This window comes from Deltaproteobacteria bacterium, assembly GCA_017302835.1.
Lineage (GTDB): Bacteria > Bdellovibrionota > Bdellovibrionia > Bdellovibrionales > Bdellovibrionaceae > UBA2316.
The window spans coordinates 65142-89531 of the sequence record JAFLCC010000006.1 but is presented as its reverse complement, the minus strand read 5'-3'; the positions used below and the strand labels follow the sequence as shown (position 1 = coordinate 89531).

The following is a 24390-nucleotide window of genomic DNA, read 5'->3' as shown; positions in this document are numbered from 1 at the left end:
TACTATTTTTGTTCTTCAACGTCTTGTAATGTTTTTTTGTTTTCTTTATCTTCGGTTTTTAACTCTTCACCAGAAAAAACTTTTCTAGAAACCACTGTGACATCAATTTTCGATGGTTTAATACTCACGACACGCACTCCTAACGGCAAACTAAATTTTTTTTCTGAAATAGGTATTTCTATTTTTCCTTCTCCTAAAGAAGAGACGTCTACCAAAATAACTTGATTTGCCTGTGACTCCATAAACTTTTTCAGCGAGGCTCTCGGCCCAGTGATGCGGACTCTCACACTGGCATCGGACTGTTCAATGACCGCCAATTGAGAAGAGGTTTGCACTTCGATTTCAATATTTTTACTGTAAACAAAATCTCTACGGCCTAAAATCGTAACCCATAGAATGAGGGAAATAAATAAGGCCACCAGTTTGTATGTTATATTGTCAAAAAAATAATCCCAGAAAGAATCCTTTGATTTCACGTTGAAACCTCTGGTTGGAAGTTTTTGTAATTGATTCCAAAAACTTCGTATAAAGTTTGACGTATTTCATTTTGATCTACATTGGGTTTTAAAATTCCACCTTGAACAATGCCAATGGACTTGCTCTCTTCACTCACAACAAGTACGACAGCATCTGTTTCCTCTGTTAAACCGATAGCAGCCCGATGCCTCGTGCCCAAATTCTTATCCAAAGCTGGATTTTTACTCAGAGGTAAAAAACTCCCTGCAGAAAAAATTTTTCCCGTTCGAATGATCACCGCTCCATCATGCATGGGAGCTTGAGGATGAAATATCGAAACAATTAATTCCGAAGACACTTTCGAATCAATTTCTGTTCCCACATCAATGTGGTAATCAACAGTGATTTCACGCTCAATGACCACTAAGGCCCCATAGCCCTTTTGGGCAGATAACTGAAGTCCTTTTGCAATCTCTTCAATAATATGAGTTTCCTGTGCCGTCGTCACTCCTGAAAAAAAGGGATTAGATCCTATCAATGCCAAAGCTCTGCGAATCTCTGCCTGAAATAAAATAACGACGATAACAAACAGATTGCTAAAAAATTTTTCAAGAATCCAATTGAAAGTGTACAACTCAAGCCATATGCTCAGAATATAACCGATAGCTAGTATACCTAAGCCTGAAAGCATTTGGATAGTACCGGTTTTTTTAATCAAAATTAAAATCCGATAGACGATAAGCCACACCAAAAACATATCAATGAGGTCTTGATATCTTAATTGGGAAAAAATAAGCGATAAGCTTTCAAACCAGTAATTAAAGTTCAACGGGCTCTCCAAAAAATCTAAATAGAGACAGGACCTGGATTACCGACAGGATCTGAGCCTTCTCCACCCTGAGTGCTTTTTTTCAAGTCGGTAGCCGCTGCGATGGTTCTACTGATACCCTCAATTTTTATGCCTCTAAGTTTTTCAATTTCTTTGACCTCGCCTCCATTAACAAGCAATTCCACTTCAGCCCCATCAATGGTTTCGTACTCAAGCAGGGCCTTGGCAATTTTATCTAAAGAATCTTTATTTTCATGTAAAATCTCGACGGCTTTTTTGTAACCCTCACTAATTATCCGTGAGACTTCATCATCAATCTCTTGAGCTTTGGCATCCGAATAATCTTTTGATTTTTGACCATATTGTAAACCCAGGAAAACAGGCCCCTCATGCTTTTCATAGGCCTGGGGTCCCAGCCGAGAGCTCATTCCCCACTCACATACCATTTTTCTAGCAATTTCAGTGGCCCGTTCAATATCATTTCCTGCACCCGTAGTGATATCCTTAAAAATAAATTCCTCGGCAGCTCTGCCACCAAACAAAAAGGAAATCATATTCTCTGCTTTGTTTTTTGTTAAATTCAAGCTTTCTTTTTCTGGCAAGGTTTGAGTCACTCCCAAAGCCATCCCTCTTGGAATAATAGTCACCTTATGGATCGGATCAATTCCTGCAAGTTTTTTTCCCACCAAAGTGTGACCTGCCTCGTGGTAAGCCGTGATCTCTTTATCCTCATCGCTGATAACCATGGATTTGCGTTCACTGCCCATGATCACTTTATCCTTGGCCTTCTCAAAATCATTCATCTCTAAATAATTTTTATTCCCACGAGCCGCGATTAATGCCGCTTCATTAACTAAATTTTCTAAATCAGCACCGCTAAAACCTGGAGTCCCTCGAGCAATCTTTGCAGGCTCCACATCGGGCCCCAAAGGTGTCTTTTTCATATGGACTCCCAAAATTTGCTCACGCCCTTTGAGATCTGGCTTGTTCACAACAACTCTTCGATCAAACCTTCCAGGTCTTAATAAGGCTGGATCTAAAACATCTGGCCTGTTGGTGGCAGCAATCAAGATCACACCTTGAGTTGATTCAAAGCCATCCATCTCTACGAGCAGCTGATTAAGGGTCTGTTCACGCTCATCATGCCCTCCACCCATACCGGCCCCACGATGTCTACCTACGGCATCAATTTCATCAATAAATATCAAACAAGGAGCATGCTTCTTCCCCTGCTCAAAAAGATCTCTCACCCGCGAAGCTCCCACTCCGACAAACATTTCAACAAAGTCAGATCCAGAAATCGAAAAAAACGGAACTCCTGCCTCGCCGGCGACAGCCCTTGCGAGAAGAGTTTTTCCGGTACCAGGAGATCCAACAAGTAAAACACCTTTTGGAATACGCCCACCTAAACGAGAAAACTTTTTTGGCTCTTTAAGAAAGTACACTACCTCTTGAAGCTCTTCTTTGGCTTCATCAACGCCTGCAACATCTTTAAATAAAACTTTATTTTTATTTTCAGTTAGCAATCGAGCTCGGCTTTTTCCAAAACTCATGGCTTTTCCTCCACCAGCTTGGATTTGTCTCATGATAAAGAAGAATAAACCGCCAATCAAAATAAGTGGCAACCAATTAGAAACAAAACTCATAAATAAATTATTTGAATCGCCTCTTTCGTACTTAGGAGTAATTCCTTTTTGTCTTAACTCTTCATAAGCCCGATCACCCGGATTGCCTGTAAAAGAAAATTGAATTCCATCAAACTCTTTTTCAAATTCGGGCTTCACTTCGCCATTAAACTCACCGGTGTCTATGTGGATTGTTAATTTATCAGGATTTATTTTTCCTTCATCTACAGCCGTCATAAATTTTTTGTAGTTAAATTGAGCTATGGTTTTCTGATGTTTTTGTTGGTAAAACTGTAAAAACATGATGGAAATGATAACTATAAAAAACCAAAATGCGGCCACTTTCGTTTGCGGTTTCATGAATTCCCTTTCTCTGAGGAGATTTTATAAAATCTCTGCCAGAATATCATTTTCTTTAATGCTAAGACAGTATTAAAACTGATTTTTTTGCAGGATTAAAACCCGCTCTGCGTTAACAATCACATCAAAGGTCTTGAATGAGATTATGTGTTCATTCTTAATATTGTCCAGTTGCTTAATTATTTCTTCAATTTGAGATCTCTTTACAAAGGTAAATTTCTTTCTATAAAAGAAATAAGCAAAACATTGTTTCTTTTCCTTCACCGCAAGGCTTTCTATAAAAAGTCGAGAAATACTCGAGTCCTTATAATTCCAAGGGAATCTGTTCTGAGAACGAGAATAAGACCGAGACTGATTTTTTTCAAGACTATGAATTAAAGAAAATGCCAATGATTTTTTAGAACCTGGTCGAAAACTCTCTAAGGATTCTAACCAACAATTTCGGATCCAATTCCTTAGAAAGCTGTTCTCTTTATTGCTAGGATCCTCCACATAGCTGATTCTAAACTGTTTTAAATAGGCAAGAATTTCTTTCTGCTCCGTTCGAATCCATGGTCTCCATTTCACTATTTCTTTGTATTTTGACAGCTCCAGATTTTGATTAAGACTTTCAAAGGAACAACCTCGAATGAGCTTGATCAACTGAGTTTCAACCCAATCATCTAAGTGATGGGCTAAGGCCACGATAGAAGTATTATGTTTCTTCGCCGTTTCTAAATAAAATTGGTTTCTTGCGTTACGGCACTCCAGCTCACTCACTAAGAGAACTGGAGACTTTTGAGTTTCATAGACCAATCCATACTCAATAGCTTTTTTACGTAATAAAACTTGAGCTTCATTCCTAAACTTCTCGTTATTGCCATCTCCATGATGAAAGTGACAAAGCACCAATTTTTCCTTAGAAAAAACCTGGACCATCGCATGGAGAAGAGCCATGCTGTCACGTCCTCCTGAGACCGCAATGACAATAGGTGCATTTTTAATAAACCCAGACGATTGAAACAATAGGTGCTCCAAACGGTGCTTTGCTTTAGCCATACAAGAAACCCCTGGTTCTGAAATGAATTTTGCTATCTCCTTAACATAACTAATCCTTAAAATATCTTAAGAAAAAATTTAATCATTATTTTTTTCTCACTTGACTAATCAAAATTCCAACACAACTTAATTGCGAAAGGCCCACGAAAAAAGAGGGCCGAAAAAAACCAAAGAAACAAAATAATAGTGGAAAAGAGAAGGGAGAATTTATGAGAAGATCATTAATTGCGAACAGTATGCCTTACGTATCAGCATGGGAGTTGATGAAGGAGTTTGATGACGCTTTTAAGGAGTTTCCTTTGCCGACAACTCCTGCAAATGAGTATCAGGCCTACTTCCAACCAAAGTCAGAGGTGAAAGAGACAAATGCGGGCTATTTGATGAGTTTTGATGTGCCCGGAGTCAAAGAAGAGGATGTAAAGATCGAATTTAGCGACCGTGTGCTAAAAATCTCAGGCGAAAGAAAAGATGAAAATAAGGTTGAGAAAGATGGATATTTCCGCACTGAGAAGGTTTACGGAAAATTTGAGAGGACTTTTAGACTACCAGAAAATGTCGAGGAGAACAAAATTGAGGCGAATTACAATCATGGAGTCTTGCATGTCTATCTGCCAAAGGCGGCACCAAAAAGTTCTAAGTCCATAAGTATCACTGCGGGCTCAGGTCCAAAGAGCTTCATGGAAAAACTGATCGGCAAAAAAGAGGATAGTCATTAAAATTCATCCGCCATAGATAAATTGTGAATTTGGAACACCTCCCCCCCAAAGAGCGAACTTAGAAAGTTCGCTCTTTTTTTTAGATAGGCTCTCAATACTTTGGCATGGTCTAGACTGGGTGATTTTAGTTTTTTTTTATTAAACCGAAATGAGAGTGGAAACCAACCTGTGAGGACGCCATGACCCATGCCCTTAAAAAGATTCCCTTATTCCAAAATGTAAAAGAAAAAAGATTTAACTCCTTGGCCACTTCTAATATTCGTTTAACCGTTCAGAATAGTGATTGTCGTATTCATAATATTTCTGATTCGGGAGCCGCTTTTTGGTGTAAGCAGGATTTTCATGAACAGCTTGAAACCGTTTTTAGCCTTTCGTTGTCTGAAGAATCTCCTCTGGAATTAAAAGGGCGCATTTTATGGAAGAGAAAAGAAGACCAAGGATTTCTTTATGGTTTTCATTTTAATAGCCAGTATCTTCCTGAAGGTTTCTTAGAAGCTATTGACAAACTTGATTTTGTTAAAGAAAAACTAAATCAAGACTTAAAATCTTACGATTTAGTTTCTAATGATTTTAAGATCTTAACTTTTGAAATAAAAAATTTTCTAGGATCGATAAAGCAAACCTTAGATCAATTGGAGTCAGAAATTCGAGTTTGTAGTGAAGGTACGAGAAACTCCTACAAAGAAGTTCTTAAGGCTAAATTAGAACCTGATTTTGTAAGCACACTTAAAAAGTTTTCCAAAAGATTAGATTTAATTTTTTCACAAGTTACTGAAAAAGAGTTAAGAAAGAATTATATACATTTTTTTCGCAATGAAGTCGGCGCTTACTACACGCAAAACCCCTTTATCGGCAGAGCCCTTAGAAAGCCGCTTGGGTACGCAGGTGACTTTGAAATGATGAATCAAATATACCGAGATTCCTATGAAGGTAATTCCTTTTTCGAAATCTTAATGCACCGTTATGGCATTAACGAAAGCTCATCCCTTTCTGTGAAGTTTCGAAAAAAATACTTATCCGACAAAATCTTAAGTCTTTCTAAAGAGAAATCACAGTTTACTTTTGGATCCATCGCTTCTGGGCCAGCTCATGAAATCTTGCAATTCTTGGATCAAGTTCCTGTTAACGAGTCTGAAAAATATAGGATAGTGCTTGTTGACCAAGATGTGGAAGCTCTTTTAAATTCAAAAAGAAGTATTTATGATAAAATAATAAGTAGAAATTTAAAGTGCAAAACTTTTTTTCTTCCTATTTCCGTTAAACATATTCTTGAAAGCACTGAAGAAACCCAACTCTTCAAGGAATTTAAATTTGATCTCCTTTATAGCGCAGGACTTTATGACTATTTAACTCAGCCTGTGGCTCAGATTTTAACTTATCATCTTTCCCTCTCACTCAAACAAGAGGGCACCATGATCATCGGAAACTTTCATCCCAACAACCCAACCAAAACCATTTCTGAACTTGTCGCGGATTGGCGACTCATTCATAGATCTGAAGATGAAATGATACAATTAACTCAACTGCTTAACTTTAAAGAATATAGACTACATAAAGACGATCAAGAAATTGATTTGTTTTTGGAAGTGACCATGAAGTGATTAGAACAGATGTTAAAGAAAGAACAGAGCAAAGAAGATTAAATCGACATATCTTTAGTCGGTACAGAACCCACATTAGATGGGGTGCAAGCATTGTTTATATTCTTTTTGGAATTAACGATTATTTTTATTCCCCAGTTCATTTTAATCTTTGGTTTGCACTCAGAATCGCTTTTGTTGTAAGTGTTTTCAGTTTATTTTTTCTTGTTAAAAAAGTGAAATTCTTTAGAAAAAGAATGTACGTGATCGCTGGCCTGACTCTTTGTTTGGCCTGCTGGCCCATAGAGTGGATGATTTTTCAGACAGGCGGTTACCTGTCACTTTACGCCACGGGATTAATTCTTTGCGGCACCACAGGCCTACAGGTTTTCAGGATGAGAAAAAAACTTGCCTTGATTAGTTTAACTTTTTCTTTTCTCCCAGCCATTCCCATATATATTTTCACAGCCCCTCGTCAAGACTTCCATTTAGCTCTTATTCAATCTGGATTTCTTGTTGGCATGGTAGTTCTTAGCTATCTTTATGGAAATAGTGAAGAAAAAGTGGATACCCTCTGGTTAAAATTTAAATTACTTGCCAAGATAGAAATAGATCAACTCAGAAAAACAGAAATCCTTAAAAATCATTTTCCAAAAATCATTCGAGAAAGTTTTGAAAAAAATCCTCATCTGATTACCCAAAGAAAAATATTTCCCAATGCCGTTGTAGGGTTTGCTGATATCGTTTCATCTTCAGTTATTTCCAATGAAGTTCCACTCATTATTGATTGGGAACTAAAAGAAAAGTTTTTAGAAGCTGCAACAAATAGAGCCATTCAATCAGATATGGTCGTGTTGACTCATCTAGGTGATGGTTTCTTGTTTTTAGCTAATTACAACGAAAGCTCTCAGTGGTATTACAATATTATTTCTTTTTATGAAGGTATTGTTTCAGATTTTAAACTCATCGTTAAGGACCTGAACTTAAATTCATTATCCATTGAAACAGGAGTCAAATTTGGTGTGAGTTCTGGTCCCGTTGTTGTTGGCTTTTTAGGAAAAAGTCAAAGCTACTTCACTGCAATTGGTCCTGACGTCAATTTGGCTTCACGATTGTGTTCAATTGCGAGCTCAAACCAAATTGTTTTAAGCAGTCGCGTCTGGCACAGCATTAAACCCCTCCTCCTTGGTTGGCACTTTGAACATCATGTGCATAAGGCCATCAAGGGTTTTGATTACCCCATTTCTGCAGTTCATGTTTCTCCACGTTCGGTATCTTATAACTCCCTTGTCTGCGCCAGCTGCGGCGAAGGGATGAGTCTCATAAGAACCGAAGAAGGCTATCTAGATTACCGCTGTCGCGAAGGTCATAACACTCCGCAATTGAATGCGAAAATATCCGCCCCCTCCGTCGCCTAAGAACATGTTTGAATCAATTTAAAAATCGATTTTCTAACTCTTGAAGGCCTAAATCAAAAAGTAAGGACTTTATTCGATCTGAAGTTCTTTGTCGCGGACCTTCAATTTTATGAGCAAGGATTAATTCATTCTTCATTGAGTGCTCTAGACCCACCAACTCCGTCACGGAGACTTGATATCCATGAGCCTCTAGCTTTAGACATCTCAAAACATTAGTGACATGACTACCAAACTCTCTGGTATGGATCGCATGTCGCCATAGTTCAGCTAAGGGATCAGCAAGCTGCTTGGCTTTGTTTTTTCTTAAATATTGTGCGACTTCTGCCTGACAACAAGGAACAAGAACCAGGTATTTCGCCTCTTTATTTAATGCAAAATCAATAGCCTCGTCAGTAGCGGTGTCACATGCATGTAAGGCTGTCACTAAATCGATTTTTTTAGGAATTAAATCAGAAGCTGAAGCCTCTTTCACTGTCATCTTCATAAAAGTCATGCGCTCAAATTTAATTTTTTTTTGCAAAGCCAATGAATTTTGTACTAATTTTTCTCTGGATTCAACACCGTAAATATGTCCTTTTTCCTTTTTTTTATAGAACAAATCATAAATGATAAAACCTAAATAGGATTTTCCAGCACCATGGTCTACCAAGGTCATTTCAGAATCTTGAGCTTCCAACTCAAGTAATAATGGTTCGATAAAATTAAATAAATGGTAAACCTGCTTAAGTTTTCTGCGACTGTCCTGATTTATTTTTCCTTCCATGGTGAGGATATGTAAGGCTTTTAATAACTCAATACTCTGTGGGTCTTTAATATCTTCAATTTCTAGATTTTTCATCGAGTGAACCTACTCTGAGTTTCAACAAAGAGCAAGTCGGCAAAATGACTTATTCCAGGAAGACTTTATAAAAATGAATGACAAATCGCCAATCGATGTCTTTAATACTTGTAGATGACAGTCGGTAATTCCAAACAGAGATTAAAACTATTAAGACAGCTTCTAGAAAATGGAGGACTGTCAACCCATGAAGAACTGGTCCTTGCTCTTAAAAAAAAGAGTTTCGAAGTCACTCAAAGCACAATCTCTAGAGATTTGAAAAAGCTAGGCGCCATCAGAGCCACGGACCCTTCGGGACGAGCCACTTATCAACTGCTTCCTTCAGACCCCACGGCCTTACCAACAAGTAAAGAAGGAATACAAAGTCTCATAACTGGTATTCAACACAATGGACACTTGATTGTCATTCGCACCTCACCAGGCTCTGCCTCCTTGGTGGCAAGACAATTAGACCTCTTAAAAAGAGATGACATACTTGGAAGCCTCGCTGGCGACGACACCGTCTTTGTGGCTCCTTCAAATATAAGTAAAATAGAAGTTTTATTAAAAAGTCTTAAAAAAGAGTTTATTCTTTAGAAAGTAGATTCAAAGGAGTTTTTTATGTTAAAAAAAATAATTTTTCTTTTTCTAATTACTGGGTTTATCGGCCTTGGTACTTTTGCTTGGTCGCAAAATCCAATGGATCCAAATGCCACAAGTAGCCCTGACCCAAAGGATATAAACCATTTAAAACAGTCTGGAAATTTATTTACAGTTACGATTGTTCCAGGAGATAAATCATCAAAATTTTATATTTTGGGTAAAGAGGCTGCAAGAATTAAAATTGATAATCTCAGCATTGAAGCCTCTTTATTTATTGGCGAAAACGAGAAAAAACTCACCTTACAAAGAAAAAGCGATTATTTTACAACCACAACCCCGCTCAAAGGGGACCATTTATTTCTTAAATTAAAAAACAAACCCGAAGATAAAGTTGACGAAATTAAGATTAAACTTCTTCCTTAGAAGAGGAATTGGGTCATAATGATTTTTTCAACACTACAACCCAAGTAGCAAATTAAATTCCCATGGCACCGATATCAGAGTTCCCAGAGTTCCTATTTAGCTGACTCGGAGATGCTGGAAGCGTCGGAGCAGCTACCGTTGAATTTCCAGCTGGAATGGTCTGAGTCGCCTGAACATTAAACTGAGAAGAAACATTTTGCGTTTGAATAGCCGCATTGTTTTCAACTCTATTTTCTGCCTCAATATAACCAAGGTGTGGTAAGCACCATACGATCAGCTGAGCTCTTGATTTAACAGACATCTTCTTATAAATGTTTGTTAAATGAAACTTTACTGTTTTTTCAGTAACGAATAATTGGTTGGCTACTTCCTTGTTTGATAAACCCTTTGAAACGAGTTCGCCAACTTCGGCTTCCCTATTAGAAAGTCCCTTTTGTATTAATGTATCTCTGAGCATCCTTGCTCCCTCCCGCTAAATTGTTGTTATTCATTAGACCTTTGCCCCAAAACTATCGGTTAATCTTATTAAGCCTTTGATCTTATTTTTTTTGTCCAACATTTAAACACAACACCCGTCCTGGATGAGCATCTCTCTGTTTGGTGTCAAAATCAATTAAGATTTTCGTCTTAGATCTTCACGATTTTTGTTTTGGAACACACCACCTGAGTCTAAGTCTGCCTAACTTTTTTTTTTGATGCAAGGATACAGGACTCCAGTTTTTAAAAACTAGACCGATAGGAAATTAAATCCATATGAATTAACATAAAACATAATAGGAGTGTAGGTATGTTCCCCCCAAATACAAAATTTTTAGTTATTGATGATTTTGCAACGATGAGAAAGATTATTCGCAAAATCCTTTCAGAACTGGGTTACACCCAAGTTGAAGAAGCTGATGATGGCGCGACAGCGTGGCCATTGATTCAACAGGCCCATGGACAAGGTCAGCCATTTCAATTTGTAATTTCTGATTGGAACATGCCAAAAATGCTGGGTATCGACTTGCTCAAAACATGCAAAGCAGATGCTCGGTTTGCGAATCTCCCATTTATGCTTGTCACTGCAGAAAGTGAACAAAAACAGATCTTAGAGGCCGCCAAGGCCGGAGTATCTGACTATGTTGTCAAGCCTTTCAATGCAGCCATTTTAAAACAAAAACTGGAACGAGTTTTTGAAAAAACTAACCAAGCTGCAAAAGCTTCATAACTAAGGAGATTCTATGTCTGCAGCACCTAAATTACAAAATCCACTTTTAGATAAACGTTTAATCAATTCATTTGTTGACGGAGTTTCAAAAACTTTACAAACGATGGCAAATACCACGGTGACTTTAGGGAAACCTTTTGTAGAACCTAAATTTGCTGCCAGGGGAGAAATTGCTGGGGTCGTTGGGCTGGTCTCTAATGATTGGAAAGCAACACTCACTCTTAGTTTCCCTAAAGCATCAATTCTTCTGATATTAGAAAATATGCTCGGTGAAAAGTATCCTGACATTACTGATGAGGTTCACGATGCTGTCGGAGAGTTAACGAACATGATTTATGGAAGCGCGAAGGCCTCTCTTAATGAAATGGGTTATAGCTTTGAAATGGCGATCCCTACAGTTATCAAAGGTCAGTTTGTTATGTTACATCATACAAAGTCAGCTACTTTAATTATTCCGTTCAAGCTTGCCAACGAATCTGAATTCTTTATTGAAATATCTATTTCCTAATACATATAATGAAGAAATGGAAAATAACGACGACACTCTTTTTGAAAATGAAAATATTGAAAAAACCAAGAAGAGTGTTTTAATTGTCTCTAAAGAAACCTATTTTATTGATAAAATGAAAAAGTTCCTAGAAGACTTTAATGATTTTGAGTACAATATTCAAAATGATATTTCAAAGTTTGTAGAATTGTCTCAAGATAAAATCATACCCTATTTGTTCCTAGTGGATGGAAACCTTGGACAACCCGCCGTTGCCGAATGGGCACAAACCTTAAAAATGAGCTTCCCAAAAATCCCCTTAATTGTTTTCCACACAAACAAGGTTCCTTTAAATTTCGAAATTCTTAAAAAAAATGGGACTAATCACATTATTCATATTAATTACGATAAAGAATTTGTCATTGATTTATTATTAGAAGTAATTCCCTATGATTTTCAAGGAAACAACATTCCGATAGTCGCTTTAAATGTGATTTCTTATAAGGATATTAGCCCTGAATTAGATCTTAATTTTGATGTTTTTTTTCACTTACCTAACAATCATAAAACAATACTTTATAGAAAAAAAGGGACTCGCCTTGATGAGGCAAAGATTAAAAAGCTAGAAGAGACTCATCAAAAAATATATTTTAAAAAGACTGAAAAAAAGGACTTTTTTGAATACGCTCGAACGGCCCAAACTTTTTCAAATATCGAACGCCCCGTCGCCCTCACCGAAAAAAGTTTAAAAACCAAAAAATTGATTTTTTTAATTATGGGCGAATTCTTCAATCAGGAAGTCAACGATTTTAAAGCTGGAAGAAATATTTTTGACCGATGCAAGGAAATTTTGCAAGAATATCGTTTATTGGATGATTACTCCCCCAGAGAATCCTATTTAGAAATGGTCAAGTTCACTGGTGAAGTCAGAACATTTTATAGCGATGCCATCAACCTTTGTATATATTCTGCCCACATTGGAAATATTGTTGGCTTTAATAAAGAAAAAATTGAATCCTTAGCCCTTGCCGGACTTCTCCATAATATTGGTCTCTCTTATATTGATAATATTGATGTCAATATGAGTCCAAGTGAACTCTCAAGCTCTGATGAGTCTATTTATTATACCTATCCAGATAAATCCGTTTTAATGATCAAGGGAAAAAAAGTTCCGCTTCCTCCTGATGTTTCCGACACCATCCTTGAACACCGAGTTAATCTTGATGGCTCTGGTTTTCCAAAGAAAAAAATTGGAGAAAAAGTTCAATCTTTGAGTAAAATTATCCGGGTCGCCTATGAGTTTCAAGCTCTTACCTGTTATCAACAAGAGCAAATCAATAAGAATCCAGCCTTGGTTGTTGAGGAAATGAAAGAAAAAGCCATGTCTAACAAATTACCTATTGATTTGAACACCATTTTGGCACTAGCCAAGTGTGCCAAAGGGCCTTCTGAGCGCTCTTGAGAAGCTTTAAATGGGCTCTGTGAGCGCGTTTCAAAAGTCTTCACTCACTTCGATATCGAGATTGAATTGATTTATCAATTTTTTAACATAGTTTTTTTGAACATAGAGATAGGGATTTTTCCATTCTAAATAATCCAGCGTCATTACTGTGTTTTTTACAGAGCTCGATAAGAAAATGAAAATAAATCCAAATGCCAATACCCATCTGATTTTGGGACGGACACTTTGTGGTGTCTTGCTTAAAACTTGGGTGTCTGCAACCCAGTCAGCAATATGAGTTCGATTATATTTTAAAAAAGCGGTTACAAATAGCGACCAACCAAAAATCAAACTCAATTGGCTGACCAAGGATCTTAAAAAAGCTTGATCCAAATGAACCTGCTTGTCTCCAACGAAGTTATTTCTGCTAATGACGGTCAATCCCATCTGTTTTTTTCCAATAGTTGCAGAAAAAAAAGCGACAGAAAAGGTCTCATAGGAAATTCGAACAGCAAAAAAATAAACAACATGAGCCCAATGAATTTTCACCTCTTCGGTTCGAAGGAAATCTATAAAAAAAAGATATATCACAGGTAATTGTAAAATGAAAATGACACCACTATCGATGAATCGAGCCAAAAGTCTTTTCCAGGTAGAAGGGAAATAATACATGATACCTCTATTTTTTTTGTTTCAGCAACCAGCTCAAGGCCAGCTCTTTTTCCCGCCAATTCTGAATCAATTGCTCCTTAAAGACAAGATCTAATGCAAATCCCAACTCTTTACCTTGGAAAAAGTCAACAAGGTCTGAACCTGCCAATAATGGTTTCGGGGGATTTTTATCGTAGACTTGACACCAACTCCATAACCTTGCCACTTCTAAATTTCCAGGATCAATAGTCATCATCATTTTCATAAGCAATCTAAATTCTTTGGTAAGACATAAAAATCGTTTTTCGCCTTCTTCATTTTCAAGAATTTTATGAATCTGTGATTTCATTTTTAAAACTTTAGTGATAAAAGTTTCTTGCTTAGAACTTAATTTTAAACTTTTAAGCACCTTTTTATAGTCATCAATATTCCATAACAGCGAGCACAATAATGAGATTTCTTCATTGCAAGGATGTATAAAGAAAACTTCGGGTACAAATAATTCTGTCTGATTAAAGTAGACCTTCCAAAGCCCGTATTTTTGATAATTTAACACCACTTGATATTGATTTTTCACCCTGAAAAAAGATTTGAAAAGCTCATCCCTTTTTCTTTCTGAAGAAAGCTTATCTAGTTGATAAAATAAATTTTGAGCAGAGCTAAGCGTCTTAGGCTCAATACTAAAATGCAAATTTTCAGCGAGTCTAAATAATCTTAAAACTCTCAAATAATCTTCTTGAAATCTTATTTCTGGCTTCCCTACTGTTTGGATGACTTTTCTCTCTATATCCTTTAAGCCGCCTACATGATCAATAATTTGATGTCGAATCGGATCATAAAAAAGGGCATTGATAGTAAAGTCTCTTCGCCTGGCATCTTCACTTTCATTGCCATAGTCAATATGATCTGGGCGTCTTCCATCAATATAGTTTCCATCTTTACGAAAGGTGGCCACTTCTACATTTATTCCCTTTTGATGAACAATGATAATCCCAAACTTTTTTCCTACGGGAATGGTTCTTCCAAAAAATAATTTTTCAATCTGCTCAGGAAGGGCTTCGGTCACGATGTCTAAGTCATGGTAACTTTTTCCAATAATAGCATCCCGAACACAACCGCCAGCAAAATACGATTTATATCCCCGTAGGATCAAAGTTTGAATTATTTCATTGGCCAAGTTGTAGGACTCTCCCCCTTTCAAAAAGGGAGTCAGATCTTTTTCCACTAGACTCCAAGTCCAAGTTTTTTTAACAGGTCATCAATTTCATTCTGTGCCAAGCCTTTATCACCAACGGTCTCCCGATATTCCTTACCAAACTGTTCAGACACCCATTTCAACCTTTCTAAAAACGTCTCTGAAATATAGTTTTTAAAGGAATGAGTTTCATCATGCAAATGATTCAGCATTTCTAACATTGTTTCGGTTGCATCTAATAATAAAGCAACACAAACAAAATAAAATTGAGGGTTATTGTCTAGCTGGGATGCCTTATACCCTACGGCTTTGCATAAGGCGGCATAGTCGGCGACAAAATTCAATGGATGATTTCCATCTGCCATGAGGGCTAAATTTTTGGCTCCACCCATGATTCTATCAATACTATTTCCATACTCAGCCAGTTTCTTTCGAAGGCTTGGATCCTCTTCAATTTCGGACAATGTTTCTAGACTGATTTCAATTAAAGATTTGGATTCTGAAATAAAATCATTTAAGATTTCAATATCTAATGTCATAAAATGATTCTAACATATTCATATCCTTGAACAAGGATATTGTAAGGGATTTATAACTATGAACCATGTTTCAATTAGAGTCGGTACCCTCAGAGGAGATCAGAAAATAAGCTTCGATGCTTATGTGAAAATTAACGACAAGTTTGTTCTCTATCTTCGTCGAGGAGATAGTTTTGAGGGGCAGCGACTTAAACGGCTAAAAGATAAAAAATTAAAAAAAATGTTTATTCTTAGTGAAGATGAATCCAATTACCGTGAATATTTAAAAACAAATATCGAGTCTGCCTATGATTCCAACTCAAAAAAAGATATCAGCACCCGTGCTGAAATCATTCAGGGACAACAGCAATCCAATGTCGAAGAAGTCTTTGAGCGACCAGAAAACAAAGAAGCTTATTTTGAAACTAAAGATGCTGCTGGAAAATACGTAGAATTTATGATGAAAAATTCAGCAGCGGCAAACGCTGTTTTAAATATAGAAAACAGTGATAAAAACCTGGCTCATCACGGAGTCGCTGTCGCCACTTATGCTATTTCTTTGGCGCAAAAATTAAAGATCACAGATCCACAAAAAACCCAACTTCTTACGTTGGGTGGACTTTTACATGATATTGGACATCACGAATCGAATATTAATGTCGCCCAACCACTCAACCTCTTGACTCCAGAGGAATTAGCTATCTACAAACAGCACCCCAAAAAAGGGGCAGAGCGAGTCAAGGACAAAAACCATTTTGATCAATTGGTGACAACGATTATCAATGAGCACGAAGAACATATTGATGGAAGTGGTTTCCCCAATAAATTAAAGGAAAAACAATTGGATCCCCTATCCATTATTGTCTCTAGCGCCAACACCCTTGATCGGCTTATCACCTTCGAATCCGTTCCTAAACTGGAAGCACCCAAAAAATTGATGATCGAGCGAGTGGGGACTCATCCCCTAAATCATATTCAACTGTTAGCAGAAATCATAAAAAATATAAAATAATATTAGAAAAACCTTGAAAATCTTTCCAAGTGCCTGTTTGAGCCAAAGTCGCGTTTACGAGACTATTCCCTTAAAACAATCTTTTAAATTTTCAACATAAACGAGTACAATCTGAAAATCATCCTGTAACTTCAGAGAAGGATTTTGATCCTGGGCCAAATTTTTATTGCAATAATTATCAAAATAACTTGATAGTAATTCTAGATGATAATTAACCTTCTTTTCAAAAAAAGGCATGAACGACTTTAAACCTTCTCGCCATTCTGATTGAGCTTGCAAGCCCTGTTCTTTCATTTTGAGAAAATACAAGGTCAAAAAATCAGAATTTAAATCAGCTAATGATTTTTCTACATTTTGAATGTCATAATAAAGATCTTTAAATTCTAAGTGATCACCGGAATAAGAGTTTTGAATTTTTCTTACATAATTCAAGGTTTTTTGAAATAAAAACATGTAATCTTTGTACAGATCACTTGGGTCAGATATCCTATCTTCCGTCAGTTGATTTTGCATTTCTTGCAAGAAAACATCTTTTACAATTTGTTCAAAATTTTTAAAGCCATTCTGGTTAAGTATCTGGTTCATAAGATGCTTATTCCCCTGGTGTTGAATTGAGCTTTGAGTGATGACATTAAAAACTTCGTTCAGCATAAAAGTAGGTGCTTGCTTACAGAAATAGGTGAAAACATATATCCTATCTGTACTTTGAATTGAGAGAGAAATAACCCAGTCTGGGACCGTGCTATTTTTTCGTAGAAACTGATTCAAATCAAAAAAAGGTTGAAAGTCTACAAGGTTTTTATACGTAGCTTTAATTTCTTCAGGGGTAAGCGTAGAACTAGAAATATCATGGTAAAGCTCTTTATCAATATCAATAAACACTTTATTAAACATTTTTCGCCTTTGTTGCCTTAATTATAAAATTTATTTTGCCATATCCATTTGCTCACAATTTTCAAAGAGTCTTTTTAGTCTCACATTGTAATAGGTGCCTGCTTTTTGTAAATTCCATGGAGGGTAAGGATAATAGTAGGCCTCCACGCATTGCCCTTCTTTTACAACGCCCCATTGTCTATCTTCTGTAGAACCAGTGAAAATTTCTAAACTGCTTTTATCTTGTACCGCAACGGCAAATGAAGTGAGTTTCGTTGAAGGATCTGAATTTCCCATTGAAACAATAGAAGAGGTTTCAAAAATTTGCTTAACCCCTTTGACTGATCCAAAAATAGTTTTTTTGTGTATGTAGGGAAAGTAAACCACATAACTGACTAAAATGATAAACAAGACTGCTAAAAACGAAATATACTTCAAACCCTTTAGTAAAAACCTCATTAATTTTCCCATTAAAACAACAACCCATCTATAAAATTACAATTTTACGCTTTCATTCATTAGCTGTTTCGTTCCTTAGCTAATTTCATTCCCTAAATTAAAGCTAAACTATTAACTCAACAAAAACTATTTAATTTTTTTTTACACCAATGAACACTTTATGAATGTTTCGAAATATGACTAATTTAACTTCATTCAAAGTTAATTTTTCGACGATTTTTTTTAACTTCACCCCTCTTTTTTTTGCCTTCAATTTTTTTGATTTTTGATGAATAGGTTGGTTTAGTGAGCCGTCTCTTTTTGGGAACAAATATAATTTTTTCCAGAAAATTCATGAACTTTGAAAAGGCATCTTTTTTATTCTGACCTAAGGACCGGCTCCCTTGAGACTTAAACTGAAATTTTAAAGACAACTGATTTCTGTCTATACCTTCTAAAATCTTTTTTCTTAAAGCTTCTGAAATAAAAGAACCTTCTAAATCCCAAGTCATCTCAGCTCCAGTTGAACTTTTATGGAGATTTTGTCCACCAGGACCACTAATGATAAAAGTTTTAAATAGGACCTCCCTGGCTAATATCTTTTTATCTTCTTGAGATATTCCGACTGATTCTTCAGACGTCAACCTGACCTCCATGACTTATCCTGCGTCAAAAAAAACACAATGTAGTCTATAACTACTTGAACTCTAAACGATATTTTGAATTTAAACAAACATATTATCTTTCAGGCCCGATATTAAAATGGACTTTTTGTTTGGCTTGGAACTACAATGATCCAATGATTGAAGTAATAATTTTTCTTTTTTTAGGTCTTGTAATTGGTTCTGTTGTTGGATGGATCGCTTATCGTTACTGGATTAAATCGATGATTAAAAATGCAAAAGCAGAGGCTGACGAAATCATTGATGAAATTAAAGAAGCCCTTGAGCTTAAACTCATTGACCAAACTGAAAAGGCAAATGAAATCGAGATGGAGATGTGGACCAAAGCCGAGCCTGAACTTTTGAAACTAGAAAATAAACTGAGTGATTTAGAAGAAAAGTTGGAAGAAAAAAAAGAGGCTTTCGAAGTTAAGTGGAATCAAAAAAAATCTGAAAATGAATCTAAACATCAACTCCTAAGAAACAAAGAAATTGAAAATAAAAAAGCCAATATGATTGTTCAAGATAAAAAATTTCTTCTTAATAAAGAAAAGAAACTTTTTATTGAAAGTTTAACGCTCAAAACAAATTCAACTATCGATGAGGTTAAAAATCGAATTAAAGAAGACTTTGTGCTGGAAATTTCTCGACAGATAACTAAAGAGCAAGAAATTTTTGAAAATGATATCAAAGAAAAACAGGAAGAAATTGCTAAAAAAATCTTAGACACTGCTTTGGACCGTTTTGCTCGAAGTTATTGCCCTGAGAGGGGCCTAGCCCCTGTCTATTTCCCAGACCCCCAGTCAAGGAATTTTTTAGCTGATCCCAAGGGGGCTTTCGTAAAGCTCATTCAAGACCTATGTGGATGCGACGTGATTATCGAAGATAACAATGAGCTTGTTGGAATCGCTGGCTTTGACCCTGTGAGAAGAGAGTTAACTCGAAGGGTATTGGAAAGACTCGTTAAGGAAAGAAAACCTTATTCAGAAGAGTATATTAAAAAAACAGTTGAGATCCAGAAAAGAGACCTATTCAAACAAATCAAGCAAGATGGCGAAGCTATCGTGAAAGAGTTACGCCTAGAAAATGTTCATCCCGAAATCAAACAAATGATGGGAAGCCTTCGCTTTCGATACTCTTTTACCCAAAACCAATTTTTTCACTGTGCGGAAGTCGGCTGGCTCTGTGGGTTATTATCGAGCGAGCTCAATGTCGAAATCAAAGCAGGACGTCGTAGTGGCATGCTTCATGATATTGGAAAATCTATGGATCACGCTCTTGATGGTGGTCACGCTGTCATTGGTGCTCATTTTATTTCCCAAAGAGGTGAATCTGCGGAAATCGTTCATAATGTCAAAGCCCATCACTATGATGAACAACCAAGTTCTATTCATGCCTTCTTAGTTATCGCTGCTGACGCCATCAGTGGTGCCAGGCCAGGCGCTCGCCGATCAACGCTTGAGTCCTACGCCCAAAAAATCTCTGAACTTCAAGATATCGCCAATAGCTTTGAAGGTGTTACCGATTGCTTTGTTCTTAACGGCGGCAGAGAATGTCGAGTCTATGTAAATAACAAAAAAGTGAATGACCATGAGGCTCTATCAATGAGTCAAAAAATAGCCAACCGTATTGAAGCTGAATGTAATTATCCAGGCCAAATAAAGGTGGTTGTTGTCAGAGAAACGGTTGTTCATGAGCAAACTACTGGCAAACCACCGCGCGGAGAAAAGTACCGCGAAGAGGAACATGTCTCCTAGTTTTTTTAAATTAAAGATTCAACAATTAAAGTTGAATCTTTTTAAATTAAACTTTTATATTCAAGCTACTAGCTTTTTTAGAATTCCATTATTGTTTTTTTGCTGTCCAAAAGTGCTGAGCCTATCCCCTACAGCAAAGGTTAAACTCCCCCTTCAATGGATGAGTAAAAACCATTACCGCAGTATGTACTTCGGTGCTCTGTGTATGGGGGCAGAACTTTCTGTGGCTTTACCTTTGTTAAATGAACTTTTTATTAACAAGAGAAAATTTAACTTTATCTTTAAGGATTTTAAAGCTGAATTTATCAAAAGAGCCGAGGATCACGTTATTTTTGAGTTTGAGGATGTCAAAGACATTTTAGACCTCTTAACTGAATGCGAATTAACACATAAAAGACGGCATCGAAGCTTCAAAGGCAAAGCCTACAGCGAAAAATCTCCAGATTTAGTTTTCATGACCTTCGAAATTACCATTTCGGTTAAACCCTTAGAGCCTGTCTAGAAATAACTTGAAAAATCTGATCATTTTGAGTTATCCTGGACGAAGATCCTAATGAGTCAGGTCTTGTCTGATTGATTCTTAGGGTTCATAACTTAAACCTTTGTAAGAGATTTTTTGTTCTTACAGAACACAAAAGGAGTATTCATGTCTTCGGTTAATTCAACCAACGCCAGTCCACGTTCACAAGCTTTGATTTCAGCCCTCAACTTTCCTAGAATCAATGTTGAACGACCCATTTCTTCCACTAGTCCCGTTTCTGAGTTTTTTGGTTCGATGACCTTTGGATTAGCGCAAATGCGTGAAAAACTCCCTAAAGATGCCTATCAGAACTTACTTAAAACCCTTGAGCATGGAAAAAAACTTCCTAAAGAAACAGCCGAATCCATTGCTTCTGCGGTTAAAGAATGGGCTGTTGCCAAAGGGGTTACTCACTTTTGTCACTGGTTTCAACCGATGACGGGTTTAACCGCTGAAAAACATGATGCCTTCATTACGATTCAAACCTCTTACCACTCTGAATTACGAGTTATCGAACGCTTTACTGAAGGACAATTAATTCAAGGTGAGCCTGATGCCTCTAGCTTTCCTTCTGGCGGGATGAGATCTACCTTTGAAGCCCGTGGTTACACGACTTGGGACCCTTCTTCACCTATCTTTATTGTTGAAGACGAAGGTGGCAAAACACTTTGCATCCCTACGGTGTTTTTTGGTTATCATGGCCAAGCTCTTGATTGCAAAACCCCTCTTCTAAGATCTTTAGAATCTTTAAGTCACGAAGCTTGTGAGTTTTTAAAACTGATTGGCGATGTGGATGTGAAGCGAATCAATGCCACCTTGGGCGCAGAACAAGAATATTTCCTTGTAGATCGAAATTTTGTCTCTTTACGTCCTGATCTTATCATGACAGGCCGAACTCTCCTAGGTGCTTCTTCTCCAAGAGGTCAACAACTTGAAGACCATTATTTTGGTTCAATCCCTTCACGAGTTCAAAAATACATGCAGGACGTTGAGTTTGAATTATTTAAATTAGGAATACCAGCAAAAACAAGACACAATGAAGTGGCTCCAAGTCAGTTTGAATTAGCTCCTATTTTTGAAGATGTAAATATTTCTGCCGATCACAATACCCTCTCTATGGATGTTTTAAAACGAGTGGCTTTAAAACATAATTTTGTTTGTTTGCTTCATGAAAAACCTTTTGCTGGAATTAACGGAAGCGGAAAACATAACAACTGGAGTCTTTCAAATGATAAAGGCGAGAACCTTTTAGAACCCGGAACAACACCTCACCAAAACCTCAGATTTTTAACTGTATTATCTGTTGTTTTAAAAGCAGTCCACGACCATGCCGCTCTGCTAAGAGCTTCTATCGCCTCTCCCGGAAATGATCACAGATTGGGCGCCAATGAAGCCCCTCCGGCTATTATCTCTGTGTTTTTGGGAAGCATGTTAGAAAAAATTTGTACTGAAATTGAACAAGGCAAATCAGCACAGGCCACAGACCAACAAATTATTGACTTGGGCGTTGGTAAAATTCCAAATATTTCTAAGGATTATACGGATAGAAATAGGACGTCTCCATTTGCGTTTACTGGAAATAAATTTGAATTCCGAGCCGTAGGATCTTCTGCCATCGTTTCAATTCCCATGACGATTTTAAACTCAGCTGTCTCTCATACTTTCAGAGAAGCCACTGAAAAGTTAAAGACTTTACTAAAAACTAAGGGATCTCGAGACGAAGCTGTGATGGAGTTAACTCGTCAGTATTTAAAAGAGTCTAATAAAGTTCGATTTGATGGAAATGGTTATTCTCAAGAATGGAAAGAAGAAGCTAAACGACGTGGTCTGCCTATATTAAATTCAACAGCTGAAGCACTCGAAGTTTTTAAAGATGAAAAAGCCTCTAGCTTTTTAACCAAAACAAATGTTTTATCCACAGAAGAAATTATGAGCCGTTATCATATCAGTGTGGAACGATATGTGAAAACCATTGATATTGAAATCGATACGCTTCTTGAAATGGTTCAAACTTTGGTAATCCCATCTGTTGAAAAACAGATCACCGCATTGGCTCATACTCAGCAGTCATTGAACTTAACTTCTTTGAAGAAGCATCATCAATCTAGAACCAACAAGTTAGAACAAGTTTTTGATTCTATTTTGTCTTTGCAGGATGAATTGATCAGACTTACTGATTCTGTCAGAGAAGGTCATGACGAAACCGCTAAAATGAAGCGTTTAGCTTCTGAAGTTCAACCATTGAGCTTTAAGTTGAGAGACGCTTGTGATGCTGCGGAAAGATTGGTCTCTGATGACTTCTGGCCTTTACCAAAGTACAGAGAAATGTTATTCACGAATTCCTTGTCTTAGTATGATGTCTTAGTATTTTAACTCATTCCGTCTGTTATGAAAATCAGGTACTTTGGAAAGATTTTCATAACAGATCTTGTGGATCATTCCCCAAATCCATACTGGCCTACCCTCTTATCGAATGGTTTTTGACTCAAAACAAAAAATGCGTAATAATATAGCCAGAGCATAGCGGATAAGGTTTATATTCAGACTTAGAGTTACATATGAAGAAGCTTAATAAAATGTTTTTCTTTTTTGTTTTTTTTATGTTCTCGGTTTCAGCTTATCCATTTACATTTTTCGAAAAAATTAACTCGAAATATATTGGGGTTTGTTTAGCAACACAGGTCAATCGAGTTGGCGCCCCCACAGAACTCCCCTCAGGACATATCGCTCTTTTAATAAAGGGAGCTTGCTTAGATCCTAACTACGCCTTTCCGCAACTAAAGGAATGCGATAAAAAACAAAATCAAAATCAGCACGTCCTAGTGAGTGTAAATCCATTTATAAAAAATGTTAACTGGCTAGCCACTGAGGGATTTGAAAAAATTTTTAATGGCCACTTGTCGCCAAATCAAACTTTGAATGATGAAAATTTTAAACTCACTTTCGAAAAAATGGCAAACTCATCTCCATTTAAAGGAGTAGAATTTCATCAAACAAAATATGAAAAAACATTAAACAGCAAACTTGATTTCGCAAAAACTGTTCTAGGTTACGATTCGGCAATGAATTTTGGAAGAGAAACCTGGTGTGCTAAAATTCCTATTAATAACTTAGTGTTAAACCGAGTTATCGGTTTTTTAAATAAGCAAAATAAAAAAATAATAGAAAATCATGAAACTTTTAACTATGATTTTTTTAATGATAATTGCGCTCATCTTGTCCACAATACCCTATCTGAAATTGGGTTCGAAAGTCCCATCGACGTTCGAGTGCCGTTCTATCGAAAACTTTTTAATATCTCTATTCCAGGTAATGAGTTTTTAGCTGCCGTTGATCAAGTGAGTGGATATAAAATTAAGCTCTCGGAACCAAAGAAAATTTTTAAAAATCCTCAACTTTTAGAAGTTTTCAATGAAATGAATTGGCTGCCAATTCAACCTTTTTTTGAAATCGAAAAAAGGGACTTAATAAAGCCAAATCAACTATTCAATGGAGATTTGAAAATTACATTTTTAGATATCACTTGGAATTGGTTTAGCTCTAAAAAAAGATTTGATACTTACTTAAATGAAACTCCGAAAAACAATCCATTGAATCAGGTTAAACTTGCTCGATTTGAGTATGACTCTGCTCTTGATACCGTAGAGAAAGAGATGTCGCTAACTAAAAATTCCAACAGTGATGACAACTACCATACCTTCTTAAAAAAATATAAAGACTACTTGAATGATCAATCCAAATTAATCTCAACTTCGCTTTTTTAA

Annotated in this window: 25 protein-coding genes; 13 read left to right on the top strand and 12 right to left on the bottom strand. The window is 36.6% G+C overall.

The features are described 5' to 3' along the window. Positions 1-2 precede the first annotated feature (2 nt). The 4 genes from J0M15_08400 to tilS all read right to left on the bottom strand — a co-directional run bounded on the left by J0M15_08400 (position 3) and on the right by tilS (position 4308). Entirely contained in the window at positions 3-476 is a 474-nt protein-coding gene (locus J0M15_08400) for a hypothetical protein (protein MBN8537060.1), read from the bottom strand. Beyond that, positions 473-1213 (bottom strand): diadenylate cyclase CdaA, encoded by a 741-nt coding sequence (cdaA, locus tag J0M15_08395; GenBank protein MBN8537059.1) that lies wholly within the window; start codon positions 1211-1213, stop codon positions 473-475. Before cdaA ends, J0M15_08400 begins: the two co-directional genes overlap by 4 nt. 89 nt (positions 1214-1302) lie before the next feature. Continuing rightward, entirely contained in the window at positions 1303-3270 is a 1968-nt protein-coding gene (gene ftsH, locus J0M15_08390) for an ATP-dependent zinc metalloprotease FtsH (GenBank protein ID MBN8537058.1), read from the bottom strand. Positions 3271-3342: 72 nt separating this feature from the next. After that, positions 3343-4308 carry a tRNA lysidine(34) synthetase TilS gene (gene tilS, locus J0M15_08385; protein ID MBN8537057.1) on the bottom strand — a complete coding sequence of 322 codons (966 nt, stop codon included), beginning with the start codon at positions 4306-4308 and terminating at the stop codon, positions 3343-3345. A gap of 209 nt (positions 4309-4517) precedes the next feature. Between tilS and J0M15_08380 the strand changes: the two genes are divergently transcribed. The 3 genes from J0M15_08380 (at position 4518) to J0M15_08370 (ending at position 8022) form a co-directional block, all read left to right on the top strand. Next, positions 4518-5024: an Hsp20/alpha crystallin family protein gene (locus J0M15_08380; GenBank protein MBN8537056.1), complete on the top strand. Its 507-nt coding sequence runs from the start codon at positions 4518-4520 to the stop codon at positions 5022-5024. Between the two features lie 179 nt (positions 5025-5203). Next, positions 5204-6625 (top strand): PilZ domain-containing protein, encoded by a 1422-nt coding sequence (locus J0M15_08375; GenBank protein ID MBN8537055.1) that lies wholly within the window; start codon positions 5204-5206, stop codon positions 6623-6625. After that, positions 6622-8022 carry an adenylate/guanylate cyclase domain-containing protein gene (locus tag J0M15_08370; protein ID MBN8537054.1) on the top strand — a complete coding sequence of 467 codons (1401 nt, stop codon included), beginning with the start codon at positions 6622-6624 and terminating at the stop codon, positions 8020-8022. The genes J0M15_08375 and J0M15_08370 overlap by 4 nt, the downstream gene beginning before the upstream one ends. A 13-nt stretch (positions 8023-8035) precedes the next feature. Here the strand turns inward: J0M15_08370 and J0M15_08365 are convergent, their stop codons facing one another. Next, a complete protein-coding gene (locus J0M15_08365) occupies positions 8036-8860 on the bottom strand; it encodes an SAM-dependent methyltransferase (protein MBN8537053.1) in 825 nt (274 codons plus the stop codon). Positions 8861-8974: 114 nt separating this feature from the next. On the opposite strand from J0M15_08365, the gene argR reads away from it, so the two are divergent. Together argR and J0M15_08355 are read left to right on the top strand one after the other, a co-directional pair. Further along, positions 8975-9436 (top strand): arginine repressor, encoded by a 462-nt coding sequence (gene argR, locus J0M15_08360; GenBank protein MBN8537052.1) that lies wholly within the window; start codon positions 8975-8977, stop codon positions 9434-9436. A gap of 24 nt (positions 9437-9460) precedes the next feature. Continuing rightward, positions 9461-9865 carry a hypothetical protein gene (locus J0M15_08355; GenBank protein ID MBN8537051.1) on the top strand — a complete coding sequence of 135 codons (405 nt, stop codon included), beginning with the start codon at positions 9461-9463 and terminating at the stop codon, positions 9863-9865. Between the two features lie 52 nt (positions 9866-9917). On the opposite strand, the gene J0M15_08350 is transcribed toward J0M15_08355, so the two are convergent. Beyond that, a complete protein-coding gene (locus tag J0M15_08350) occupies positions 9918-10322 on the bottom strand; it encodes a helix-turn-helix transcriptional regulator (protein MBN8537050.1) in 405 nt (134 codons plus the stop codon). 330 nt (positions 10323-10652) lie between these two features. On the opposite strand from J0M15_08350, the gene J0M15_08345 reads away from it, so the two are divergent. Genes J0M15_08345 through J0M15_08335 form a run of 3 tightly spaced genes read left to right on the top strand, consistent with a single transcriptional unit; the run spans position 10653 to position 13021 of the window. Next, the gene (locus J0M15_08345; GenBank protein MBN8537049.1) at positions 10653-11072 is read left to right on the top strand and encodes a response regulator; all 420 of its coding nucleotides are present in this window, start codon (positions 10653-10655) and stop codon (positions 11070-11072) included. Positions 11073-11085: 13 nt separating this feature from the next. Continuing rightward, positions 11086-11580, top strand: coding sequence for a chemotaxis protein CheX (locus tag J0M15_08340; GenBank protein MBN8537048.1), 495 nt, complete (start codon positions 11086-11088; stop codon positions 11578-11580). After that, the gene (locus J0M15_08335; GenBank protein MBN8537047.1) at positions 11561-13021 is read left to right on the top strand and encodes a hypothetical protein; all 1461 of its coding nucleotides are present in this window, start codon (positions 11561-11563) and stop codon (positions 13019-13021) included. Before J0M15_08340 ends, J0M15_08335 begins: the two co-directional genes overlap by 20 nt. Positions 13022-13051: 30 nt before the next feature. On the opposite strand, the gene J0M15_08330 is transcribed toward J0M15_08335, so the two are convergent. The 3 genes from J0M15_08330 to J0M15_08320 are packed head-to-tail and all read right to left on the bottom strand — an operon-like array spanning position 13052 to position 15385. Next, a complete protein-coding gene (locus tag J0M15_08330) occupies positions 13052-13672 on the bottom strand; it encodes an RDD family protein (protein MBN8537046.1) in 621 nt (206 codons plus the stop codon). Positions 13673-13679: 7 nt separating this feature from the next. After that, positions 13680-14876: a CCA tRNA nucleotidyltransferase gene (locus J0M15_08325; protein MBN8537045.1), complete on the bottom strand. Its 1197-nt coding sequence runs from the start codon at positions 14874-14876 to the stop codon at positions 13680-13682. Then, a complete protein-coding gene (locus J0M15_08320) occupies positions 14876-15385 on the bottom strand; it encodes a hypothetical protein (protein MBN8537044.1) in 510 nt (169 codons plus the stop codon). The genes J0M15_08325 and J0M15_08320 overlap by 1 nt, the downstream gene beginning before the upstream one ends. A gap of 58 nt (positions 15386-15443) precedes the next feature. Between J0M15_08320 and J0M15_08315 the strand changes: the two genes are divergently transcribed. Next, complete coding sequence (locus J0M15_08315) at positions 15444-16376, top strand: HD domain-containing protein (protein MBN8537043.1); 933 nt, start codon at positions 15444-15446, stop codon at positions 16374-16376. A 54-nt stretch (positions 16377-16430) separates the two neighbouring features. Here J0M15_08315 and J0M15_08310 read toward each other — a convergent pair whose 3' ends face one another. The 3 genes from J0M15_08310 to J0M15_08300 form a co-directional block, all read right to left on the bottom strand. Continuing rightward, positions 16431-17270: a hypothetical protein gene (locus J0M15_08310; GenBank protein ID MBN8537042.1), complete on the bottom strand. Its 840-nt coding sequence runs from the start codon at positions 17268-17270 to the stop codon at positions 16431-16433. A gap of 30 nt (positions 17271-17300) precedes the next feature. Beyond that, positions 17301-17708, bottom strand: a complete 408-nt coding sequence (locus tag J0M15_08305) for a hypothetical protein (GenBank protein ID MBN8537041.1) — start codon at positions 17706-17708, stop codon at positions 17301-17303. 191 nt (positions 17709-17899) lie between these two features. Beyond that, positions 17900-18343, bottom strand: a complete 444-nt coding sequence (locus J0M15_08300) for a hypothetical protein (protein MBN8537040.1) — start codon at positions 18341-18343, stop codon at positions 17900-17902. Positions 18344-18486: 143 nt separating this feature from the next. On the opposite strand from J0M15_08300, the gene J0M15_08295 reads away from it, so the two are divergent. The 4 genes from J0M15_08295 (at position 18487) to J0M15_08280 (ending at position 24390) form a co-directional block, all read left to right on the top strand. Next, positions 18487-20106, top strand: a complete 1620-nt coding sequence (locus J0M15_08295) for a DUF3552 domain-containing protein (protein MBN8537039.1) — start codon at positions 18487-18489, stop codon at positions 20104-20106. Beyond that, a complete protein-coding gene (locus J0M15_08290; protein MBN8537038.1) occupies positions 20096-20608 on the top strand; it encodes a hypothetical protein in 513 nt (170 codons plus the stop codon). The genes J0M15_08295 and J0M15_08290 overlap by 11 nt, the downstream gene beginning before the upstream one ends. 144 nt (positions 20609-20752) lie before the next feature. Next, complete coding sequence (locus tag J0M15_08285; GenBank protein MBN8537037.1) at positions 20753-22978, top strand: glutamine synthetase III; 2226 nt, start codon at positions 20753-20755, stop codon at positions 22976-22978. A gap of 206 nt (positions 22979-23184) precedes the next feature. Next, entirely contained in the window at positions 23185-24390 is a 1206-nt protein-coding gene (locus J0M15_08280; protein MBN8537036.1) for a hypothetical protein, read from the top strand.